The organism is Waddlia chondrophila WSU 86-1044 (genome assembly GCF_000092785.1).
Taxonomy (GTDB): domain Bacteria; phylum Chlamydiota; class Chlamydiia; order Chlamydiales; family Waddliaceae; genus Waddlia; species Waddlia chondrophila.
Window position 1 is genome coordinate 28,408 of sequence record NC_014225.1, and the last position, 22,994, is coordinate 51,401.

14 protein-coding genes are annotated in these 22,994 nt (G+C 42.4%); 8 read left to right on the top strand and 6 right to left on the bottom strand.

Translation table 11 applies throughout. From position 1 onward, the window contains the following. Positions 1-106 precede the first annotated feature (106 nt). The 4 genes from WCW_RS00130 to recD are packed head-to-tail and all read left to right on the top strand — an operon-like array spanning position 107 to position 10,182. Positions 107-1,879 (top strand): MFS transporter, encoded by a 1,773-nt coding sequence (locus tag WCW_RS00130; protein ID WP_013181136.1) that lies wholly within the window; start codon positions 107-109, stop codon positions 1,877-1,879. Beyond that, complete coding sequence (locus WCW_RS00135; protein WP_013181137.1) at positions 1,876-5,196, top strand: exodeoxyribonuclease V subunit gamma; 3,321 nt, start codon at positions 1,876-1,878, stop codon at positions 5,194-5,196. The genes WCW_RS00130 and WCW_RS00135 overlap by 4 nt, the downstream gene beginning before the upstream one ends. Continuing rightward, positions 5,085-8,492, top strand: coding sequence for a UvrD-helicase domain-containing protein (locus WCW_RS00140; RefSeq protein WP_079891139.1), 3,408 nt, complete (start codon positions 5,085-5,087; stop codon positions 8,490-8,492). The genes WCW_RS00135 and WCW_RS00140 overlap by 112 nt, the downstream gene beginning before the upstream one ends. Further along, positions 8,452-10,182, top strand: a complete 1,731-nt coding sequence (gene recD / locus WCW_RS00145) for an exodeoxyribonuclease V subunit alpha (RefSeq protein WP_013181139.1) — start codon at positions 8,452-8,454, stop codon at positions 10,180-10,182. The genes WCW_RS00140 and recD overlap by 41 nt, the downstream gene beginning before the upstream one ends. A gap of 29 nt (positions 10,183-10,211) precedes the next feature. Here the strand turns inward: recD and WCW_RS00150 are convergent, their stop codons facing one another. Next, the gene (locus tag WCW_RS00150) at positions 10,212-11,393 is read right to left on the bottom strand and encodes a hypothetical protein (RefSeq protein ID WP_013181140.1); all 1,182 of its coding nucleotides are present in this window, start codon (positions 11,391-11,393) and stop codon (positions 10,212-10,214) included. Between the two features lie 13 nt (positions 11,394-11,406). Continuing rightward, on the bottom strand, positions 11,407-12,573 hold the full coding sequence (locus WCW_RS00155) for a hypothetical protein (RefSeq protein ID WP_013181141.1): 1,167 nt from the start codon (positions 12,571-12,573) through the stop codon (positions 11,407-11,409). A gap of 78 nt (positions 12,574-12,651) precedes the next feature. Here WCW_RS00155 and WCW_RS00160 point away from each other — a divergent pair, with 78 nt between their 5' ends. After that, entirely contained in the window at positions 12,652-14,802 is a 2,151-nt protein-coding gene (locus WCW_RS00160) for a YjbH domain-containing protein (RefSeq protein WP_227738815.1), read from the top strand. On the opposite strand, the gene hemB is transcribed toward WCW_RS00160, so the two are convergent. Next, positions 14,792-15,814: a porphobilinogen synthase gene (gene hemB, locus WCW_RS00165; RefSeq protein WP_013181143.1), complete on the bottom strand. Its 1,023-nt coding sequence runs from the start codon at positions 15,812-15,814 to the stop codon at positions 14,792-14,794. The two genes, WCW_RS00160 and hemB, sit on opposite strands and share 11 nt — an antisense overlap. 91 nt (positions 15,815-15,905) lie before the next feature. Here hemB and WCW_RS00170 point away from each other — a divergent pair, with 91 nt between their 5' ends. Further along, a complete protein-coding gene (locus tag WCW_RS00170; RefSeq protein ID WP_013181144.1) occupies positions 15,906-16,523 on the top strand; it encodes a peroxiredoxin in 618 nt (205 codons plus the stop codon). Here the strand turns inward: WCW_RS00170 and WCW_RS09600 are convergent. Further along, positions 16,513-17,535, bottom strand: a complete 1,023-nt coding sequence (locus tag WCW_RS09600) for a hypothetical protein (protein ID WP_013181145.1) — start codon at positions 17,533-17,535, stop codon at positions 16,513-16,515. The two genes, WCW_RS00170 and WCW_RS09600, sit on opposite strands and share 11 nt — an antisense overlap. A 134-nt stretch (positions 17,536-17,669) precedes the next feature. Between WCW_RS09600 and WCW_RS00180 the strand changes: the two genes are divergently transcribed. Both WCW_RS00180 and WCW_RS00185 read left to right on the top strand, forming a co-directional pair. Then, complete coding sequence (locus WCW_RS00180) at positions 17,670-19,961, top strand: hypothetical protein (protein WP_013181146.1); 2,292 nt, start codon at positions 17,670-17,672, stop codon at positions 19,959-19,961. Between the two features lie 13 nt (positions 19,962-19,974). Continuing rightward, complete coding sequence (locus WCW_RS00185) at positions 19,975-20,745, top strand: glycosyltransferase family 2 protein (RefSeq protein ID WP_013181147.1); 771 nt, start codon at positions 19,975-19,977, stop codon at positions 20,743-20,745. Here WCW_RS00185 and mutY read toward each other — a convergent pair. After that, positions 20,684-21,808, bottom strand: a complete 1,125-nt coding sequence (gene mutY / locus WCW_RS00190; RefSeq protein ID WP_013181148.1) for an A/G-specific adenine glycosylase — start codon at positions 21,806-21,808, stop codon at positions 20,684-20,686. The genes WCW_RS00185 and mutY overlap by 62 nt on opposite strands. After that, positions 21,733-22,917 carry a glycosyltransferase family protein gene (locus WCW_RS00195; RefSeq protein ID WP_013181149.1) on the bottom strand — a complete coding sequence of 395 codons (1,185 nt, stop codon included), beginning with the start codon at positions 22,915-22,917 and terminating at the stop codon, positions 21,733-21,735. Before WCW_RS00195 ends, mutY begins: the two co-directional genes overlap by 76 nt. Positions 22,918-22,994 lie beyond the last annotated feature (77 nt).

Genomic DNA, 22,994 nt, shown 5'->3' on the forward strand with positions numbered 1-22,994 from the left:
CGGGATAGCTTCCTATTCCCACACGGCTATTTGGAATCATTAGCGGCATCCATTTGATTTTTAGAAGAATTTTTGGTATGATGCCTTCCTAATATGTTCTAGTTAAATGATGAAAAAAAAATTAAAAGCACTATCGACTAAAGAGGTTTCTTCCGAAAAAATTCGGAGACTCTCTTCTTTTACCTATCTCAATGTTACGCAGTTTTTAGGGGCCTTGAACGATAATATTTTCAAGCTGCTCATTGTCTTTTTTTTTCTGCAGCTGGATGGGATTCAAGACAGCCACTGGGTTCTTTCAATGTCCGGAGCGATTTTTGTCCTCCCTTTTCTCCTTTTTTCAGCATCTTCAGGCATGTTGGCAGACCGCTTCAGTAAACGGAACATCATCGTTTTAACGAAGCTTTTGGAGTTGCTTGTCATGGCCGGAGCAATTGCTGCTTTTTATTTTGAAAGTCGTTGGGGATCGTGGCTGACTCTTTTCCTTCTAGCAACCCAAAGCGCAATTTTTGGACCTTCCAAGTACGGGATTATTCCGGAGCTTGTCAAGACAGAAAAGATCTCTCATGCGAATGGTTTGATGACTTCCTTTACGTTTTTAGCAATTATTGTGGGAACATTTTTTGCATCGTTTCTTCTGGATATCACAAGCCGCAATTTTTTATTCGCCGCTCTTTTTTGCGGGACTCTTTCCCTAATCGGTTTGATCACGAGTTTTTGCATTGAGTACACTCCCCCTTCCGGCTCTCACAAACGATTCAATGTCTTTTTTATGGTTGAGATTGTAGAAACTTTAAAAAAAACATTAAAAATTCCCTCTCTTTTCACAGCGATCCTGGGATCGGCCTTTTTTCTTTTTATCGGAGCGTATGGCCAATTAAACATGATCCCCTACTCTGTTAATACTTTGCATCTGACAGACATTCAAGGCGGATATCTTTTCCTTGTCATGGCTTTGGGAATAGGCGTCGGGTCTTTGTTATCGGGGAAAATTTCAGGAGAATCTGTTGAGCTTGGGCTTGTCCCTGTCGCAGGGTTTGGAATCTCCGCAGCCAGCTTTCTATTGGATTTTTTCTCCGATCACCTCCTTCTTGTTCTCCCGGTCATCTTTATGCTGGGTGTTTTAGGAGGGTTGTTTGTCGTTCCTCTCGACTCTTTTATTCAGGTCAGTAGTCCAAAAAATTACCGAGGGCAAGTGGTTGCCGCAACCAATTTTTTAAGCTTTGCCGGCGTTCTTTTGGCTTCCTTGCTTCTGTATCTCATCTCTGGTGTTTTCGGCTTTGATGCAGATAAAGGGTTTACCGTTATGGGAGCAATCACACTCGTTGTGATGATTGCAATGCTGTTTCAATACTTTGATTATACCTGCCGCTATGTGGGAATGCTTTTATCCCGCCTTCATTTCCGCACGACACTGTCCGGTGAAGAAAATCTTCCTGATTCTCCGGCTATCTATATCTGTACTCATACAGCCTGGAATGACACCTTGCTTCTCTTGGGGGCGCAAAGGCAGCGGCTCCGGTTTTTTGTTGAACGGGAGAAAGAGCATGCAAAATGGTTGAAAAAGCTGTATAAAATGCTTCGCATTGTCAATATCCCCTCTATCGAACCGTTAAAGCATGAACGTTTGGATGAGATTAAAGAAACGTTGAAGCGAGGGGTTTCTGTTTGCATTTTTGTCGATCATGCTGATGTCTGTACTGAATGGGAAAAATTGGCAGCTTCTTATTCGTTTCAAAGTTTAGCTGTTCCGATCATTCCGGTGTCGATTGAAAAAGGGGCTAAAGAAAAAGAAGCCAGGTTTTTCAAACGTCTTTTCAATAAAATTCATGTTCCGGCTTCTGTTTCATTCGGCTCGTTGGTTTGTGAATCAATGGTATGAGTCCTTCTATTCAAGTTCTTCTAAGCAACCAGACTGAAATTCTGTATCAGAGGCTTAAAGAACAGTTGTTCACGTCAGATACTGATCCGTTCACTATCAGGGTTGTCGTTGTCCCTAGTAAGGTAATGAAGAACTGGCTTTCCCTTAAGCTGGCTGAGGATTTGGGGGTGGCTGCAGGAATTGAATGTTTATTTTTAGAGCCTGCAATGCAGCGTCTTCAAAAGCTTCTGGAAGATCCGGAAGAGAATGCATTTCAATTGCCTTCTAGAGTGGTGCTGGCCTTGAGTATTGAAAGAGAAATACGCCAGGCACTCAAAAGCGAGAAGAGTGAAATTTGGAAGCCTCTTAAAGATCATCTTTTGGATAAGAGACGAAAGAATCTCACCGGCAAAGGGGAAAAAAGGCTTGTTTCTCTTTCCGATCAGCTTGCAGTTCTGTTTGCCCAATATGAAAAATATGGGCGGAAAATGCTTCAAAGGTGGCAAAAAGGGGAACCGGCTGGCTGGCAGGAGCTTTTATGGAAGCGGATCGTTGGCAAGGTTGGTCCAGAAAGCTTTTTTTGGAAAAAGGGAAACATCACCGTCCATCTGTTTGCTTTAAGTTACATTTCGAGACAACAGCATCAAATGTTATGCTCCTTATCTTCACATGTGCCTGTTTGCTATTATCTTTTATCTCCCTGCGAAGTGTTTTGGAGCGACTTGCTCTCTGATAAGGAGAACAGTCGATTGATCCGCTGCTGGGAAAATCAAGGCATGTCGGCAGAAGCATTATCCGAAGCGACAGAGCTTTTATTTGAGCGCAACCCTCTGTTGGCAAATTGGGGGAAGTTGGGCAGGCTTATGGCAGCGCAGATAGAGGAAACAACGCTGCAGACAGATGAAAACTACCGTGAACTAGACCAAGAGTCTACCTGTCTGCAAGCGCTGCAGATGGATCTTCTCAAATTGCGGAACGGAAAATTCCTCGAAAAACGAAGCTTCAAGGAAGATAACTCGATTCAAATTCATGTTTCAACCTCAAAAACGCGGGAAGTGCAGGCTTTGTACCAAACCTTGTTGGGCATCATTGACCAGCATCGAGAGATAGACCCTTATGATATCGTGGTGATGGCTCCCAATATCAAAGTTTATGAGCCGATGATTCGAGCCGTCTTCCAATCGCCTCAAAGTCAGTTAAATTGCCAGATCATGGATCTCAACCTGTTGGATCAAAGCGATGTGGTCAAAGGGTTTTTCCATTTACTGGATCTAGCTGAAACGCGTTGGGAAAATGAATCGATTCTTAATTTATTTTCGTTCTTCTCTTTCCAGGAAAAACAGGGGCTGACCCAAACAGAAGTGGAAAAGATCGGGAAATGGGTTCGGGATACGAAAATACGATGGGGAATCGATGCACGGCACCGATCCGAAATTTTGCTGAGAAACCATTGCGAAAAAGGGATGCTGGACAATAGTGCAGCAGGTACGTGGAAGATGGGGATTGATCGGCTTCTTTTGGGAACGGCGATGATTCTTCCTTCCGGAATTGAGGAGAAAGCCCGCTTTAACCGCAGGCCTCTTCGTGAAGTCGCAGCTTCGGATCAGGAGCTTTTGGGAGAATGGGCGTTTTTGATCGGGAAGCTTAGGGAGGATTTGTCTCTCTTAAGCTCAGGAAAAAAAATGCCGCTTGATGAATGGTCGGAATATCTTCTCTATTTGCTAAATCAATACTTTTCATGGAATAGAGCTTCAGAAAAGGAAAAGGCTCAGGCGGAAACTCTTGCCAAATCTATTGAACTTTTAAGAATCGCAGACGCTGGAGCAAAAGATTTTTATCCATTTTCTACGGTCATTTTCCATCTAAAAAAAGCTTTGGAGTTGCAAGAGGTACATGATCGCGAAAATTATGTTCAAGCTGTCAGATTTTGTTCAATGCTGCCGATGAGGGCTGTGCCGGCAAAAGTTGTGGTGATGATGGGGATGTCCGAAGAAAATTACCCTCGTAAAGAGGATAAAACAATTCTCAATCAATTGTATTTTCAGAAAGGGGTTGATCCCTTTCCAAGCACGACGGAATTTGATCGCTATCTGTTTTTGGAAGCCGTTTTATCTGCCAGGCAGTCCTTGATTCTTTCTTATCATAAAAAAGAGCAAGGAGGGGAAAAGCTTAATGAATGCTCTTTACTGATCTCAGAGCTTGTCCATTATCTCGACCAGTCGTTTTCCATCAGCGGCCTGAAACCTTCTGAATCTATTGTTTACGAGCACCCTTTTTACTCTTTTGATAAAAAATATTTTCAGGAAGGACAAAAAATACGCTCTTATTCCATGCCGGACTATCTTGCAGCACTCAGTTATTACAAGGTTGAAAACAAAAGCTCCTACAGATTTTTGCCGGCATTCCACTCCCCTTCTTCTCTGACAAATCAAAAATTTGAGGTGATCGATGTCAAAGAAATTAAGCGTTTGGCCCGTAATCCATTCCGCTTCTACTTTCAAAAAAGGCTAGGCATCTTTCTTAAAGAAGAAGAGGAGACTTCTACAGAGGAAACGCTTACTTTGTCTCCGCTTGATCTTTCTAAATTTCGCAAAGAATCATGGCGGATATCAATGGATAAGATGCTTCAGATCGCCGAGTTGGAAGGAATGATCCCTGTCGGGCCTTTTCGGGATTTGTCTATCAGAAAGGCAGCAGCAGAAGCTGCCTCAGTTGCAGAAAATATGACGCAGTTGTCTTTAAAGCCAAGCGATCTTTTTGAGATCCAGTTTTGCGAAACCTGCTCAACCCCTCGAAAGGAAGAAAATCGTTGGGTTTTGCCGCCGTTGATCGTTGAGCTAGAATCCGGATTTGTCAGATTGGAAGGGTTTTTGGGAGAGGGATCTTTAGAAGGGATGATTGCCTATAAAAAAGGGGAAAAGCGGGATATCGTTGAGCTATGGCCTCTCTATCTCATCTGGTGTCGTGCAATTGAAGAGCACGCACTTCCTTTTAGAAAAGATCTTTTATTTATCAGAAGTGGAGAGAGAAAAGAATCGTGGCTGGAATCCAGCTTGGAGAGTTTAAAAGATTATATTTCTTATTTCAATCAGGCATCTCATGTGGTTTCTCCCCTCATTCCTGAATGGGTGGAGGCATTGACCAAAGAAAAAGCTTCCGAGCTCGAGAAAGCATTGAACCTCTCTTTGAACGGAGACTTTTTCTATAATGATGAAGTGAAGTGGATATGCCGTGGAGGAAATGCGTTGGATTCCGAGGAAATGCATGCTGCATGGTCAGAGCAGGCAAAGCGGTTGTTTTCCCAGCCGATTGCCCAGTGGAGCGGAAAGAAGAGATGAATCGGTTTGACATTTTAAATAGGGAAACAAAGATTGACTCCCACATCATTTTAGAAGCGTCTGCCGGAACAGGAAAAACGTTTTCGATTGAAAATCTTGTTGTGCGCCTGCTGCTTGAAGGAGAGCATCCTTTGAGGATAGATGAGATTTTGATTGTAACTTTCACCAAAATGGCGACAAGCGACCTTCGAGTCAGGGTCAGGGATACTATTGAAAATGTCGTAAATGCCCTTGAAAAAGGGGTGCTCGGAAGGTTTGATTATTTAGAGCCGATAGATCGGGATGAAAGAAAAAAAAGGCCTGCAATACGTCTCCTTGAAAGAGCGTTGATAGGGTTTGACGAAGCGCAAATTTTCACCATCCATGGATTTTGCTACCGTATGTTGGCCGAGCATGGAATGGATGGCTGCGTTCATCCCGATCCGAAAAATGAAGGAAAAGGGATTCGTGAAGACACATATAAAAAGTGTGTGATGGATTACTTTCGCACAGGATTGAGCGATGAAAGGATCGGATTGCAGCATCGAAACTTTGCGTTAAGCTCTCAACGTGGGAGTGTGGAGCGGTTGGAAAAAACGTTAGGGAAACTGATAGCGGAAGGAGTGGAGATCGAAAAAACGCCCACCCGGAATGAGTTTTTCATCCATTTTAAAGATCGTATCGAACGTCTGAAAAAAGTGCATTGTTTGGAGCCTATCAAACTGAGAGAGGATCTTGAAGTTTTTTCTAAATCAATGAAGGTTAATGGTTTTGATAAATCTCAGTTGATTATTTTGCCCGAAATTCTAAAGAAAAACGGAGTTGATGAGAGCGATTTTGAATGTTTAGTTGAAAATGGCCACGGCTTATTGCACTTCCTCAATCCAGCCAATAAAAAAGTGAAATTCCCCGCTGACGATCAATTTCACTACCCTAATCTTCCAGAAATATTAAACGATGAGCTTTGCCAGTTTAAGTATAAAAATTATGGCATTGCGCGCATGGCGTACGATTGCAAACAATTGATGAAAAGGCAGTTTGAGGAGGAGGAACTGCACAATTTTGACGATTTGTTAGAACTAATGAGGCAAAAGCTCAAAGAGGAAAAATTTTTAAAAGATGTAAGAAGCCGATATCGCGCGGCGATTGTTGATGAATTTCAAGATACAGATCCCAGACAATGGGAGATTTTCAAAAAAACGTTTCCTCCGGATGACTCCGGATGGGGCCGCCTCTATCTAGTTGGAGATCCGAAACAGTCGATTTATGCTTTTAGACAAGCAGACATCTACACCTACTTAGAAGCAGCTGACGCCATTGGCCGAGAAAACCTCTACTCTCTCGATACAAATTACCGCAGCCAGCCTTCGTTGGTCAAAGCTTTGAACCATCTTTTCAGCGCGCCGTTTTCAGAAGGGTGGATGCCGCTGCCTAGGCTTAATACCTATATGAATGTTCCTACTGTCCAGTGGGATGATTCTAAAATCGATCGCGTTTTTCAGGACAACCTCTCGGCATTGCACTGGTGTATTCATCAAACGGAAAAATTTTCAGTCACAAACAGTGAAGATGAAGCGTTTTTTCCATTTATCGTGCAAGAGATTCAACGTCTTAGAAAAGAGCATTCAATTCCGCTGAATTCTTTCGCTGTACTGGTTGCAGATAGACATCAAGCTAAACGCGTGAGCGAGTACTTGAAGAGATGGAATCTCCCTTCTCAAAGGCAAAGAGTGGAGCCTATTTCAGAATCAATGGTCATTCCTTCAATGAGGGAGCTTCTCTACGGAATTATGCATCATCGAGACGAAAGCTCAATGAAAGTGGCTTTGGGAGGGCCTTTTTTAAGATGGACTGCCGATGAAATTCTTCAACTGGATGAGGATTCCGTTTATGCGGAAGTGCAGGCGAGATTTCGAGAGCTTGATGAGATATGGAAAAGCGATGGGTTGTCTGTTTGCATGGAAAAACTTTTCATGTCTCGATGGAAAGACAGTTCTAAAACCGTTTTAGAAACTCTTTTGGAAGATGAAAACGGCAGTCAATTTTACGCTGATTTTCAACATGTCATGGAGCTGCTTCTTGATAGTCCTAAAACCCCTTCAGAAGCGATTTCATTTCTTGAAAAATTTTTATTCGACGTTTCTAAAAGTGAAGAAGAATTGAAAAGGCGTTTGGATACGGGGCAAGATTGCGTACAGATCATCACAATCCATTCCAGCAAAGGGTTGGAATACGATATTGTTTTTGCTTTGGGGCTAGTCAATCGGCCGAAAAAAGATGATCTCTATTATATAGCAGACGGGTATTTGCGGTTTGTACTTGATCAAGAGAGCGCTGACTTTGTTAAGTACAGAGATGAAAAGGATGCGGAAAAAATGCGCAGCTTATATGTGGCTTGCACTCGTTCTAAGTATCGGTTGTACATCCCCTATATCGATTGCAAGTCAAATGGCGCTTCCGGAACTTTATCTCCAATGGAACTTTTTGTCGGGCAATTTTCAAAGCCATTGGAGAGCTTTTTAAAGGAATCTTCGGAAAATCGGCTGCTTTCCTACACAGTTCTCAATGATGTCGATTTTGATTTGTTGAAAGAAGAGGATCTGGAGGCTCCCAAGTTGATGGCTCCGACAGAAGTTGTTGTTCGAGCAGTGTCAAAAATGATGACATCTTTTTCGGGGCTAGCTAATGTTGTTGCCTCCGATCAATCGGGAGCTCCTCATCAATTTGACAATGGCATAAAATCTTGCCATACATTGCCATCCGGAAGCGCAACGGGAACCCTTCTACACACACTTTTGGAAGAGATTCCATTTGAGGTGATCTGTCATGATGCAGTTCGTTCGATCACCCCATTCATCAAGGGAACTCAGTACGAGGAGTGGAAAGATGTTCTTGCTGAAATCGTTTTCCACGCAGTTTCCACGCCTTTTATCAAGGGATGCGCCCTTAAAGATATCGATCCAAATCAATGTAAATTTGAAACCGAGTTTTTATATTCATATAACTTAGAAAGTTATATGAAGGGGTTTATTGATCTCATGTTCGCGCATGAAGGAAAGTTTTATCTTTTGGATTGGAAGAGTAATTGGCTGGGAACCTCTTCAGAGATTTATCGTGAAGATGTTTTAGTTGATTCGATGAATCACCACGATTACTTTAAACAAGCGGAAATCTATACGGAAGCGCTGAAGAAATATTTAGAAATTTCACATAAAAAACCTTTTCAGGAGATATTTGGAGGGGTTTATTATATTTATTTAAGAGGATTGCCCAAGTATGGCGTCAAATTCATTCCCCCATCGTTTTTCTACTCTTGAATCGGCTGTGAAATTGAAAGCGTTGTCTGTCGTGGATTTGGAATTTGCGAAAATGCTGCTTGAATCGACTTCAGAGGCAGATGAGCTTTTAGCTGCGTTGATTTGCCATTTAACAAAATCTGCGCGCGAAGGACATCTTTGCATAAAGAAAACCTCTCTTGGATTATCCCCTTCGCCTGAAGAAATTTGGCTAAGAGATTGCGAGGAGGATATTCCTTCTGAACTCATGCAGCTCCTTAAGCAGATTCCAGGTGCATTTGACAGAATTCCCAATACGATTTGCACATCTGTCGATTCTTTTTCGAAAACCTATCCAGAGCAGCCGATTTGCAAACATGGGAGATCTCTTTATTTGCAAAAGTATTGGGTCTTTGAATCGCATTTTCTTACACATCTATTGCCGCTTGTTATCGAATCTCCTGAGTTTTTGGCTGAGAATTGCTTATTGGAAGATTTTCTTAAGAAATCTCCATTGAATGCTTTGCAAAAGAAGGCGGTCTGTCAGGTGTTTAGACAACGATTTTGCGTGATTTCAGGAGGCCCAGGTACTGGAAAAACGCATACGGCAGGTGCTATTGTTTCTCTGTATTCGAAAATGTTTAAGGAACGTTTGCCTAAAATAGCGCTCACAGCTCCTACAGGAAAGGCGGCATCTAAGCTGCGTTCATCTTTAGGCAGTTCTGATGGTTTTTGTGTGGAATCCTATACGCTGCATGCGCTTTTGGGCCTTTCTCCAGAATCTCCTTATGTGTATCCCCCGGTCAAAAAACTTCCTTACGATTTGATCATCGTTGATGAGTGTTCGATGATCGATGTAAAATTGATGGCATCCCTTTTGCCTTCCATTAAAGAGGGGGCACGTCTTGTTTTTCTTGGAGATCCCGATCAGCTACCCTCTGTAGAGGCAGGATCATTATTTTCCGACATGATCCGTTTTCTCGATCCATCGGTTATTGTGCGGTTGGAAGAGTGCCTGCGCGTGGAATTGAAAGAGCTTGTCAATTTTGGGAAAGCGGTCAATGAGGGAAGAGTTGTCTCTTATCCCAAGTGTGTCGAACGGATAATTCCGGAGTCGCAAATGGTTTGGGAGCAGGAATTGACGCTTATCCAAGAAATTTTGCGTTTTTTTCCGATACATTTCACGTTGGAACATACACAAGAAGTTTTCAGTGCTTTTAGAGTGCTGTCTCCATTGCGAAACGGCATATTTGGCGTAGACCAGCTTAACAGCAAGCTTCTTCAATTTGCTTACCAAAAAGCAGGAGATGGAGAAGAATACGCAGTTCCTATCATGATCACAAGAAATCATGCAAAAAGAGGGCTGTTTAATGGGGAAACGGGCGTATTGGTTCGCGAAAAAGGTAGCACTCCTTATGCGTTGGGAAAAAATGATTACGCGATTTTTGGAGATCGTTCGATCCCTGCTTTGCTGCTTCCGGCTTTCGAGTATGCTTTTTGCATGTCTGTGCATAAAAGCCAGGGCAGCGAATTTGAACATGTTTTTCTTGTAATGCCTCAGGGAAGCGAGTGGTTTGGCCGAGAAATGGTTTATACAGCTGTGACGAGGGCAAAGAAAAAACTCACGCTTTGGGGAGAAGAGACTGTCATCGCCGAAGCTCTTGGTAAATGTTGCCGGCGTTTTTCAGGACTTGAAGAGAGGATTTCACCTTTCTTAATGAGTCGTCCTTGAAAATAAATCGACTTTCTAAAAAATGTTCTCTAATGTAGTTCCAAATTTTTTATTCGGATAGGTTCGTATTTTTCCCATCCCAGCATTTTGGCGTAAAGCAATGGCATGGTCTCTTTCAGCTGATGTTTGATAGCCTCTTCCTTTTCCGGCTCTACCAGAGCGAAATAAGGAATTTTTCCACACGATTTATGTTTCTCATTGAAGGAACCTTCTTCTGAAAGAGATTTCTCAGGTAGTTTCCAATAAAGTCCAACAAAATCCATTTGTATCTCTCCATGCTCATGCCAAAGCATAAAAATAGCTCGCAGCGTTGGATCGTACTCCCTGCCTTCTAAGTGAGAGACGGCCACAGGATCTGAAAAATGGAACTCTTCGACAATTAGATGCTTATCTTTTGCCTTTCTCCAATAGCTGTATCCCTTATCAGAACTATCAGGCAATTTTTTAGGAGATTTCCAAATGAGCTGCAAAATTTCGGGTAACTTGGTTCGCTCAAGTAGAATCACCCCAGATCCGGTAAAAGCATTAAGTGGTTTAATCACCACGTATTCTGAGGAGAAATGCGTGTGGCTGGATTGAATTTCCTCAGAAGTCATGGCTCTGCTAAACAATTCCCAATGCGGTTTGATTTGTTCCAATTCTGGGGGTTCTCTAAGCAATAGGGACATTTCATGCTTGTTTTTCCAATAAGGATAACTTGGAAGATCCAAGATCAAGACGTTTGGAAATTGCTCTTGAAATGATTCCAGATTGTTGTGAAAACGTTTAGGGCTTCCAATCAGTAAAACAGGATAGCTCGACAGATCATACGGATCCTCAACAGGCAAGTTGGCTTGTTGAATAAATGTTTTGTTTTGGCAAAGCTTCGAAAGGTTTTTGACAATATTGACTTTTTGTTCTGCCATTTCCTTTTGGATTGACGGATCTGCGATCGATCCAGAAAATACCCAAAGGGAGTGCCCAAATTGATTAAGTATTTTCATCACTTTTTTCGAAACAACTCTAGGCTCATTCGTTAGCCAATCATATCCTCTAAATGCCGAGAGAGAGCCTGCCTGCAATTCGCATATTTTAATGCCTTCTTCGTCATTATGCTTTAGATCTGCAATCATGAATGTAAAAGAGGCGGGAGGAGAGGCTCCTTCAAGATTGAAACTGAGTAAAAAAAATAATAATAATTGAAGCAGTTTTTTTATCATTTCTTTTGACATAGAAATATCCTTTTTAATCGTGATTGAGATCTTCCCATCCCAGCATTTTAGCGTAAAGCAATGGCATTGTTTCTCTCAGCTGATGCTTGATTGCTTCCTCCCTTTCTGGTTCTACCAGAGCGAAGTGAGGGATTTGTCCATACGATTTATGTTTCTCACTGAAGGAACCTTTTTCTGAAAGAGATTTCTTAGGCAGCTTCCAATGCAATTCAACAAAATCCATCTGTATCTCCCCATGCTCATGCCAGAGCATAAAAACGACCCGAAGAGTCGGGTCATACTCTTTGCCTTTTAAGTGAGAAACGGCCACAGGATCTGAAAGGTGGAACTCTTCGACGATCAGATGCTTATCTCTTGCTTTTTTCCAATAACTGTATCCCTTATCAGAACTATCAGGCAATTTTTTAGGAGATTTCCAAATGAGCTGCAAGATTTCGGGTAACTTGGTTCGTTCAAGTAAAATCACTCCGTTTCCAAGAAAAGCGTTAAGCGGCTTAATCACGACGTATTCCGAGGAGAAATGCGTGTGGCTGGATTGAATTTCCTCAGAAGTCATGGCTCTGCTGAACAGTTCCCAATGCGGTTTGATTTGCTCCAGCTCAGGAGTTTCCCTGAGTAATAGAGACATTTCATACTTGTTTTTCCAATAAGGATAACTTGGAAGATCCAGGATCAAGACGTTTGGAAATTGCTCTTGAAATGATTCCAGGTTGTTCTGAAAACGTTTAGGGCTTGCAATCAGTAAAACAGGATAGCTCGACAGATCATACGGATCCTTAACAGGCAAGTTGGCTTGTTGAATAAATGTTTTGTTTTTATAGAGTTCTGAGAGATTTTTGGTAACGTTGACTTTTTGCGTCTTCATTTCCTTTTGGATTGACGGATCTGAGATCGATCCAGAAAGTACCCAAAGAGAGTGTCCAAATTGATTAAGCATTTTCATCACCTTTTTTGAAACAGCTCCAGGCTCACCCGTTAGCCAATCATATCCTCTAAATGCCGAAAGGGAGCCTGCCTGCAACTCGCATATTTTAATGCCTTCTTCGTCGTTATGCTTTAGATCTGCAATCATGAATGTAAAAGAGGCTGGAGGAGAGGCTCCTTCAAGATTGAAGCTGACTGCAAAAATCAATAACAATGGCAGAAGATTTTTCATCATCTCTTGAATTTGTTTTGGCATAGCAGTATCCTTTTTCCTGTTTTATCCTAATTTGTTCGTCTTACTATGCCGATCTATTTTTTTTTAAAAAACATCAAAATGTTAGGATTGTGCTTTCTGCTATTTCCTTTATTGTTGATGTCGGAAATGGGATTGTGCGGAGATGAAAGCAGTCTTGCGAAAGATTTGATGGTTGTCGACTGGGTTAACTGCAGGTTGAATGATCGTGTTCCTGTCTATTTCAATCATCTTCTCTACGGCGGCTATTGGAATATGCCTTCTTCGCGAATGGGAGAAGAAGGAGAGATGGGCGTCGGCTGGTCCAAGGTTCCTCCTTATGAGAACTTCAACGTTCGCCTTCAACCCTTCAGGCATGTTGAGCTATCGGGAAACTACCGTATTTTTCGTGGAATTGATGATTCCGCTTTGTCGAAACATGGATTTGGAGATTTTTCCGATAAGGGCGCTAATATTAAGGTTGCTTTTTGGTTTCCGGAAGACAGCGATTATGCGGTGCCTGGCCTTGCGGTCGGATGGGAGGACTTCATCGGTACCAAAGCTTTTGAGGCGCGTTATGTTGTCTTAACGCAAGTGTTTCCCAAGTGGAACTTGGAAGCGAGCTTGGGTTATGGCGATATGCGGATCGATGGATGGTTCGGGGGGATATCCTGGGTACCGTTTCGCAAATCGTACAACCGTTATTTGGAAAATCTTGCTTTTGTTGCTGAGTATGACGCTATTCCCTACAAATCCAAAAAACGGGAGCCTCATCCCGATGGCCGGTCTGTCTCTTCACCAATTAATTATGGTGTCAAATACCGCCTTTGGGACCGCATTGATTGTTCTGCGAGCTATGTGCGGGGAGAGGAATGGGCGTTTTCTTTTTCCTCTTTTTTCCCTCTTGGCACATGTTCGGGAGTGTTGCCGAAAATCGATGATCCTCTTCCTTATTGCGCTCCGAAGAATCTGGAACCGATTGGACCTTTGCGCCCTTGCGATGTGCTGGCGCAGGAGATCTATACGACGTTTGAGTGCCAGGGAATCAACGTGCTGCGTGTCTGGCTTTCTACGGATGCTTTTGGCCAGCACATTTTGCGTTTGGAAGTGGAAAATTGCGTCTGGAGATACGAAGAGTGGTTTCGCGAGAGGTTAAGCCAGCTTCTTGCCAATATTGCTCCCCGAAATATCGATCTGGTTGTTGTGGAACTGCAGACGGATGGACTTCCCGTACAAGAATATCACTATCGAATGGAGTTCTTGCAGATGTTTGCTGATGATAAAATGTGCCCTTATGAGTTATCAGTGGTAAGCCCGAAGCGGGAAGTTTCTTGTTTCGATGATTGTTGCAAACAATTGATCTACAAAGAGGAAAGACCCCGTTTTTGCTGGTCGATCTTTCCGGAAACCTATACAGCTTTTGGAAGCGCAAAAGGGAAATTTAAATACTTGTTAGGTGTGCATTTAGGCGTTTGCGGATATTTTTGGAATGACTGGTATTATTCGGTTTTACTTGGATATCCGATCACAGGCAATCTTTGCGATGTATCGGATATTGATAAAATCAATCCGTCGCAACTGATTAATGTCCGTACCGATAGCGTTAATTACTACAAGCGGGAAGGGCTTTCTGTCAATGAAGCGTATATCGAAAAGAGCTGGAACCTTGGCTGCGGACACTATTTACGTGCGGCGGCAGGCTTATTTGAAGAGGCGTATGGCGGAGTTGCCGGTGAGTGGTTGTTTTATCCCATCAACTCCCATTTTGCCATTGGTGTTGAGGGGGCATACTTGAGAAAGCGTACCTACGGGGGGGTGGGGTTCACCAATAAAGTGAGAAAACTGGAAGGGTATGCTCCTACTTATGTCGAACCTTTTTATCCTAAACAATACTTTATTAGCGCTTATTACAATTTTGAAGAGTTGGATTTAGACCTTGAATTGAAAGGAGGGAAATTTCTAGCAGACGATTGGGGGGTGAAAACAGAAATTTCCCGTTACTACCCCAGCGGCTTGCGTTTGTTTGCTTGGTATACCTATACGGATGGCAAAGATTATGTCAATGGGCAGCTCTATCATGATAAAGGCGTCGGTATCTCCATTCCTCTTGATATTTTCCTTCCTTGCTCCTGTCGCAACCGCTATCGCTGGGGGATGTCGGCCTGGCTAAGAGATGTAGGAGCCATCGCTTTGACAGGTAATCGATTATACTGGCGAATTCGAGATCAAAGAGAGCGTTGCATTATGTATTGATCATCGCAGCCGCCCTTTTGGCTGCATAGGTGAAAATGATCGAGGCGCCTGCACGTTTGATTGACAAAAGCGTTTCCATGATCACCTTATCGGCGTCCAACCACCCTTTTGCCGCTGCAGCCATAATCATTGCGTATTCTCCACTTACTTGATAGGCAGCGACAGGAAGATCCGATTGTTCTCGTAGCTTTGTAATGACGTCTAAGTAAGCAAGCGCGGGCTTGACCATCAGCATGTCTGCTCCTTCCCATTCATCTACACTGCATTCGAGAAGCGCTTCTCTTATATTTGCCGGATCCATTTGATAGGTTTGTTTGTCCCCTATTTTAAGGGAAGAGCCAATGCCATCCCTGAAAGGGCCATAAAGCGATGAAGCATATTTTGCTCCATAAGAAAGAATGCTGGTGTTTTCATATCCCTTTTCATCCAGGCACTGCCTAATGTGGGCGACTCTGCCATCCATCATATCGCTCGGTGCAACCACGTCAGCTCCAGCTTGTGCTGCTAAAAGAGACATTTTTGCCAGCAGGCGCACGGTTAGGTCATTGATCACAATCCCCTCGGAATTAATCAGCCCGTCGTGTCCATGGTCTGTATAGGGATCAAGAGCTATGTCGACCATCACGCACATTTGCGGCACTTTGCTTTTAATTCTTTCGATTGCTCTTAAGACAAGGTTGTCTGAGCGGATCGCTTCTGATCCAAAGGAGTCTTTCCGTTCAGAGGGGACAACGGGAAATAGGTCAACAGCCCGGATTCCTGCGTCATAAAGCTCTTTTATTTCTTCTATTGCTTGGTCAATAGTATATCTATAGACCCCAGGCATCGAAGAGACTTCCTCTTTAATTCCTCTACCTTCGAGCAGGAAGATTGGGGCGACGAAATCGCTGGGATGCAGCCGTGTTTCTTTTGACAAGGAGCGGATCGCAGAACTTTTCCTATTTCTCCTCAAACGGCGCGTGATCGTTAAATGAGCATTTTCTATTTCTTGCTCAATGAGATGGGATTCCATGAGTCACTCCTTGAGATCTTTTATAAAAAAAATGTTGACCAAACGGCTTCATTTGATAATATCGGGTTGAGTGATCAACGTTAGGTATATCATGGCTGAAGAAGAACAGGCTGGCAAGCAAAAAGAGATTCAAATTGGAGACAAGATTCCTCCATTTCTGGCAAAAGATCATGAAGGATTCGATGTAACGGACGAGGATGTGATCGGAACCCCGTTAGTGATCTATTTTTATCCTAAAGACGGCACTTCTATTTGCACAGATGAGGCGTGCTCCTTCAGAGATAGCATGGCTGTTTTTGATGAAAAACAGGCGCTTGTCATCGGCATCAGTCCCGACGGCGTGGACTCTCATAAAAAATTCTTAACAGAAAATAAATTGGAGTTTTCTCTCCTAAGCGATGAAAAAAAGGATATGTTCCGCAGCTTCGGCGCTCTCAAGGGAGATGAAATTATCCGCACAACCTTTGTTGTCAACTCTGAAGGGGAAGTGAAATGGATGGAGAAGCCTGTTGATGTCAAAGGGCATGTGGAAAGGGTTATCAAAGCTCTGGAAGAACACTGTAGCGATGAGGTGGTAAGTTTTGATGACTATGACAGGGATTACGAAGAATTTATGGGAAAGGCTCTTGGAGACGCACCGGATGAAGAGCAAATTAGAAAAGATATTTTAAAAAAATTTAATCTCGAAGAGAGCGATCTTAAAGAGTAATCTTTATAAAGGTTGCCTGGGAAATCTCAAACCGTTTGTAGTTGTGTTTGAGATGCTCAAATAATCTTTCATCCAAGAGGGATTCGATTTTTTCCAATCCTTTGTTTGGATCGAAAAAATAATCTCCTTCATTACATCTGATCAAAACCATGCTGTGCCCGTGAACTTCTTTCTTCTCGTTTTCTGAAGGTTTGATGATTCTAAGCAAATAAACTCCACTATTTAAAGAATTTGCGATCTCTGAGAAACTCTGTTTTAAATCCTTGAGAAGATCAAAAGCAGGAGTTGATTCCACTGCTGAAAGGCTGTGGAATTTTGCAAGTGCTTGAATTTTTTGGATGATAGGATCGGAGGAGGAAATATTTTTGAATTCAATACAATTGAAAGCTCCCTGCCTCGCTCGCATTTCGATCAAGTCTCCCCCGGAACGGAACTTTTTAATGATTTTCTTTAGTCTTTTTTCTACTGGTTGCTTATCGGAAGATCGTAGAAAGTGGTTGATCACATCAAGAGCAATAGCGGAGCAATTTCCGCCGATTGTTGCCCATGAAAGTTTTCCGGTGTTGAATTGAATAGCCGGAGGGCATTCCTCATTTAACTTTTTGACATACCGTTCCGATCGGACGCGCCAATTCAAGCCGTTAAAAATCCCTTGAGATGTTTTGATTAGACGTTTCTTTTTCGATTTTGGTTTGTCTGGGCTCGGATTGACGATTTCAAATACTTCGGAAAGTAAGCTGGACATGCGTCCGGATGATGCTTGTGGATCCAGCTGTTCTAAATATTTGCGTGTTAGAGTTAGGTTGGTATCAAAAAGGGAGTTTCGCAGCGATGGAAAAAAGGAGAGGCATATCCATACGATTCTAGAAACGATATTAAATTTTTTAACGGTTAGATCAGTTTTTATAATATGAGTCGATTTTTTTGCGTTGCGAAGAGCAATCAAACGCGATTCTAATTCCTCATGCGAGAGTTGATCATTTTTACCTGAAAACGTAAAATTTACAGTCATGTTTTTCGTGTCCTTAAATAGAATTAGTTATTATACAAAAAAAAACAGAAAATATTCAATTAATTATTTGTATTTATAAAATATTAATATGTTTTTGTTAATTTTTTTTCTTAGTTTGATTAAATGGTGTTGTCATGAGCGTATACAAAACAGACGGACTTACAAATTTTCAAAAATGTCACAGGATGATTTTTCTTTGCCCTGAAGGCAGCCTGTCTCATTGGGGTGTGAAAAAAATTGAGTACTGTTACAGAAACGAGCGAACAAAGATCCACATTATTTGGGCACACGTGATCAGAAGAACTATCGCATTGGCAATGCCCATTTTTAATTTGCTCGATGCTCTGCATTATGTCCCGATGGCAGCGTATAAACTTGTGCAATTGAAACCTAAGGATGCTCTTCATGATTTATTGAAGTGTTTCAAGTGTTTGCAAGTCTTTTTATGCGCAGTACCCACCTTAGTTGTAGCGATGATTGAGCCTAAATGGTTTTATCGTACAGAAGGAATGTGGCTGGATGTAAAGAATAAACAAATGAAAAGAGAAATTACCCATGCGTTTGAAAAAATGAAAGAGGACAGCCAGACTGGCGTGGAAACTGTAGTTCACTTAAAGGTTGCCTGCGAAAAGGTGATCGACAAAATGGTCGGTAACGATCAAGCGATTGAAATTCTTAAAAAAGTGCTTGAAAAAGTGACTTCGGAAATTCCTACAGACGATCCTGAAAAGCAGGAAATTATTATCGAGCAATATATCGAGATGTTTTCTGAGCTTCTCGTTTGTTCGGCGCATCAACAAGTTGAATTGAACAAAATGACCGAGCATTTCACAAGAATACTTGAGCTGATCATAAAGGTTCGTCATCCCTTGCTTCGCTTGTCCTTGATCCATTTAATCGTAACAACTGCCAAAAACGATCCAGATACTTACGAAGATATTGCCAAAAAGAAATATGAAAATGATAATCGTCAAGCACTTCCCTATATGGTTGCCCGGCTCATTACAGACGACGAGGATTTGCTTGCCAGGTTGATGGAAATTTCAAACGACCGCTATTTTAAAAACCGTCAAACGCAGACTTCATTCATTGCAACCCTGCATGAAATTCATCAGAGCGAGTTAAAAGACTCGGATAAAGAAAAAGCTCTTGGTTCTTTGCTTGATAGTTTTGATTTAGATCAAAGGATTGCCGAAGCTGGAAAACCTGTCCAAAGGAAAAAGGGAGAGCCTAAAAATGCAGAGGAACGCGATCAAATGATCGAGAATAAAAAAAGGAATATTAAGCAAAAACAAGGTGAAATTCAAAATGGAAATAAAAGGGTTAAAAGGTTAGAAAGTCAAATTCAAATTCAAAATGTCAAAAATGAGATTGCCTCATTGGAAAAGATGAGATTCATCTCTGATTCTGAAAGAGAAGAGTTGCTCAAGCTTAAAAAGGATAAGGGCAGCCATTTTCATTCGGCTCAGAATATTTTGCGCATGCTTTTGAGTTTGAATGATAAAAATTTTGTTTCCAAGTATTTGAGGCGAATTGGAAGTGAAAAAAAATATCCTCATCTTAGTGATGAGCGGATCGTCACAGATGTCTTTAAAGAAATTTTTGAGTTAGAAAATCTGCCTCCAGATGCATTTGAAAAGATTCAACGTTTGAGAGCCCCTTGGGCTTTAGTTGCTTTCCATGGCAGGCTTAATGAAGTCAAAGCGAAATATCGATCAGATTTAATCCAGTGCAACAAGGCAATTGTTCAAGCGCTGCTAGATGGCACCTATGATGAGCTGCGTCATGAGACGGATGCAAATCCGACGCTGAAAAAGGTTTTTGAAGTGCAGCCTGGTTTGAAAGACAAGTGGATGCATCCATCTAAGGATGATTATACAGTCAAAGGTCTTTATTCAGAAGCAACGAGGCGTTTTGCAAATTTTAAAATTGTAGAAGCTAACGACCCTTCGGATATTCTTCTTATTGGAAACGATACACACACTTGTGTGCATTTAGGTGGACGGATTGAGCGTGTATCCGGAATGTCTGCTTTTATCAGAGATGGCAAGATCCATACGATTCTGATTAAAGATGAAGAGGGTGTTACAGTAGCTGAAACGCAGCTTCAATTGATGTGGGATGAAGTGAATAAAAAGCCGGTACTTTTTATTGAAGAGGCAAATTTTTTAGGGGGTGAAAATAACGATTATTCGTTGGAACACGCCATTTATTCTTATGCAAGAGAAAGAGCTAAAGAGCTTGGGTTGAATCTTGTCTCTTGTTATCATATGAAAGATCCTAAAGGAAAGCTGATCTCCTCAAGAAAATATGAGGGCAAGGTTGGTTCTTTAGGAAGTTCCTCTCCGCTTGAGTACGTGAATCGCTATTTCAAAAATTATTCCAAGCCTTATGATCTTGGTCAAACTTGGTATGTTACCACTTAATCGGGATAAATTCATGATCAGCGTCACTATTTTGACCAAAAATAGCCAAAAGCATTTGAAAGAGATTTTGGATTCTCTTCACTCTTTTGACGAGGTGGTTGTTTGCGATACGGGTTCCACGGACTGCACGCTTGAAATCGCGCGTGCTTATTCAAATGTTTCGCTCTACGAAAAACCGTTTGCAGGATTTGGCCCAACCCACAATTTTGCGAGTGAAAGAGCAAAAAATGACTGGATCCTTTCAATTGACAGCGATGAGGTGCCAAGTCCGGAGCTTATCAAGGAAATTATGGAAGAGTCTCTTGATCCTCGCTGCGTTTACTCCATTCCCCGCCACAATTTCTTTAACGGCAAATGGATTCGTTGGTGTGGCTGGCATCCTGAAAGTGTCGTTCGGCTCTATCATCGCGGATCTACTTGCTTTTCCGATGAACAGGTGCATGAAGCAGTGATCGCACAAGGGTTGCGGGTTAAATCATTTAAAGGAGCGCTTAAACACTACTCTTACGATTCAATAGACCAATTTTTAGAGAAAATGCAGCTATATTCAGAGCTTTTCGCCAAGCAAAATGTAGGAAAAAAGCGCTCAGGATTGGGTAAAGCAATCGCTCATGGATTTTATGGTTTTTTTAAATCTTTTTTTCTAAAAAGAGGGTTTATGGGGGGATTTGAAGGGGCTGTGATCTCTTTCTACAATGGGCATACGGCTTATTACAAGTATCTTAAGCTGAGAGAATATAATCGCAAATTTTTCGATGGCCAGAGGAAAACGCCTGATTTTTGAGTTGGTTTGCACTCAGCCATTGGCAACGATCAACCTCTTTTAGATGGTTCGTATCAAATAAAAACGGGGTCAATGAGGCTCGGTATCTTGTGAAGGTATGTTTAACGATTGGCAGTTGACAATCGATTAACTGGCACTTTAAGCCCATCGATTCTTGAATTTCACGCAGTGCTTTTTTTTCACTCCAGCCTCGAGGCCCTGTTTCAAAATAGGGAAATTCATACAGCCCTTGCATGATCTCCCCTTTTGCTGCTTGCTTGACTAGATAATTGCCGTTGCAGTGAATGACAGACACCAATCTGTATAGAGAAGTTGAAGAGACGCGGTTTTCTTTGATGGGAAAATCATGTTGCCTTCCGTGGAGATAGCTTTGACAGCCCGCTCGCAACGGGCACAAGCAGCAATCGGGTTTTCGCTTGCAGACGGTGGCGCCAAGCTCGATCAATCCTTCGTTGATTAGCCAATGTTCTTGATCAGGCAGCTGTTTTTCCAACCAATCGTTGACGTTTTTGACCGTTTTTTGTTTTGAGATGTCTTCATTGAGCATGCGATAGCGTGCGATTACGCGCAGAACGTTTCCATCGACTGCTGCCGTTTTTTGCTGAAATGCAAAGCTGCGGATGGCGCCAATTGTATAGGGTCCAAGCCCTTTTATTTTACTGAGCAATTGCGGATCTGAAGGTAGGACGCCGTTGAATTGTTCCAGGACATACTGAGCACCTGCATGGAGGTTGCGTGCGCGCGAGTAGTAGCCGAGTCCTTCCCACGCTTTGATCACTTCTTGTTGATCAGCTTTTGCAAGTGATGGAATGTCGGGAAATTGCTCCATCCAATTGAGAAAGTAAGGAATGACGACAGCAACCTGGGTCTGCTGAAGCATCACCTCTGATACCCAGACTGCGTAGGGAGTTCGAGAGTCTCTCCATGGAAGATCGCGTTGATACTCGAGAAACCATCGTTTTAGAGAGTCGCAATTGAGAGTCAGAATCATTTGAGTGATGCACGGGCTTTTTCGATGAGAGGGGGGAGCTGTTTTAGAAGTTCCTGCACACGGTGATCCCATGTATGCTGCTGCATCGCTTTTTCTCTTCCGTTTTTCGCTACAGCCTCCCGTTCCTGGTAATTTTCAAGGTAAAAAGAGACGATTTCGTCGACGTCGCTCCATTCGCCATGGATATAGTAGGCAAGGTCTTGGCCATTGACAAAATGATGATCCATGAAGGTGTTCTGACTAGTGAGTAGAAAGGATTCGGCCCCAAGAGCTGAGAAAATTCTTTCATGAGCGCCATTTTTAGAAGCTGGGCTGCTGTTGAGGACAATCTTGCTCATTTTCATCGCTTCCAGAGCACTCTCGAATGGGATGGGAGAATGAATGTTCACATTCTTTCTGTCTTTGAGATAGTGATCCCAGCCTTTTATGCCGATCGCGCCCCCGAATAGAGTTACAGGGGCGTTCTTAATGGATCGAATCAACTCAACTCTGTCTCTGCCTTTGATGAATAGTTCAAGTTCTTGAATGATTTCCAGCATATTGAAGCTGTTTGTATCGAGCTCTTCTTTTTGCGAAGCGGCATTCAATGCTTGAACAAGAGCTTCGATGTAGTTTGTCGAGTAGTCAGAAAGAGCGATTTCTTGTGCGTTTTCGAGAGCATGATAGATCACTTTCGGGTATTTCTTTTTCCACTCCTCGCGAATGTATTCGTAGTCGATGCATGAACCGACAAAAAGAACTTCGTATTTTTTAGAAAGCAAGAGGTCTGGCTTCAGCTCCCGGCTGACTCCTTGGGGCATAAAAATCGATTGGCTGCACCCTAAGCCTTGGAAATAGTGGCAGCCAAAAGCATCGGGGCAAGTGATTACATTGAGTTTGTTGTGCGCAAGGACGCTAAATTCCGTAAAACCTTCTGTCAGGCAGGCAACATGAGGGATTTTGATCATGTCGCAAAAAAATTGTCCTGCTTCGTCGGGTAAAAGTCCATTGATGGAAAACGTGCAATCTGGAGGATCTCTAAAGATCGATTCAAGGAACGGTTCAGGATTGTTGCGCTCAGCGACTAGCAGTTTACATACAACGCCTTGTCTGACAAAAGCTTGATGAAGTTCGTTAGTCAGATAGGGCAAAACGCCGTATTGGCTGACCGGAGGCATAAAAATGTCAATGCGGTTAATCATAGGTCAGTTTTCTCAAAATTGGTTGATTGTAGAATATCAGGATGATAGATAAAATAATAGGATCTACATTTGAATCC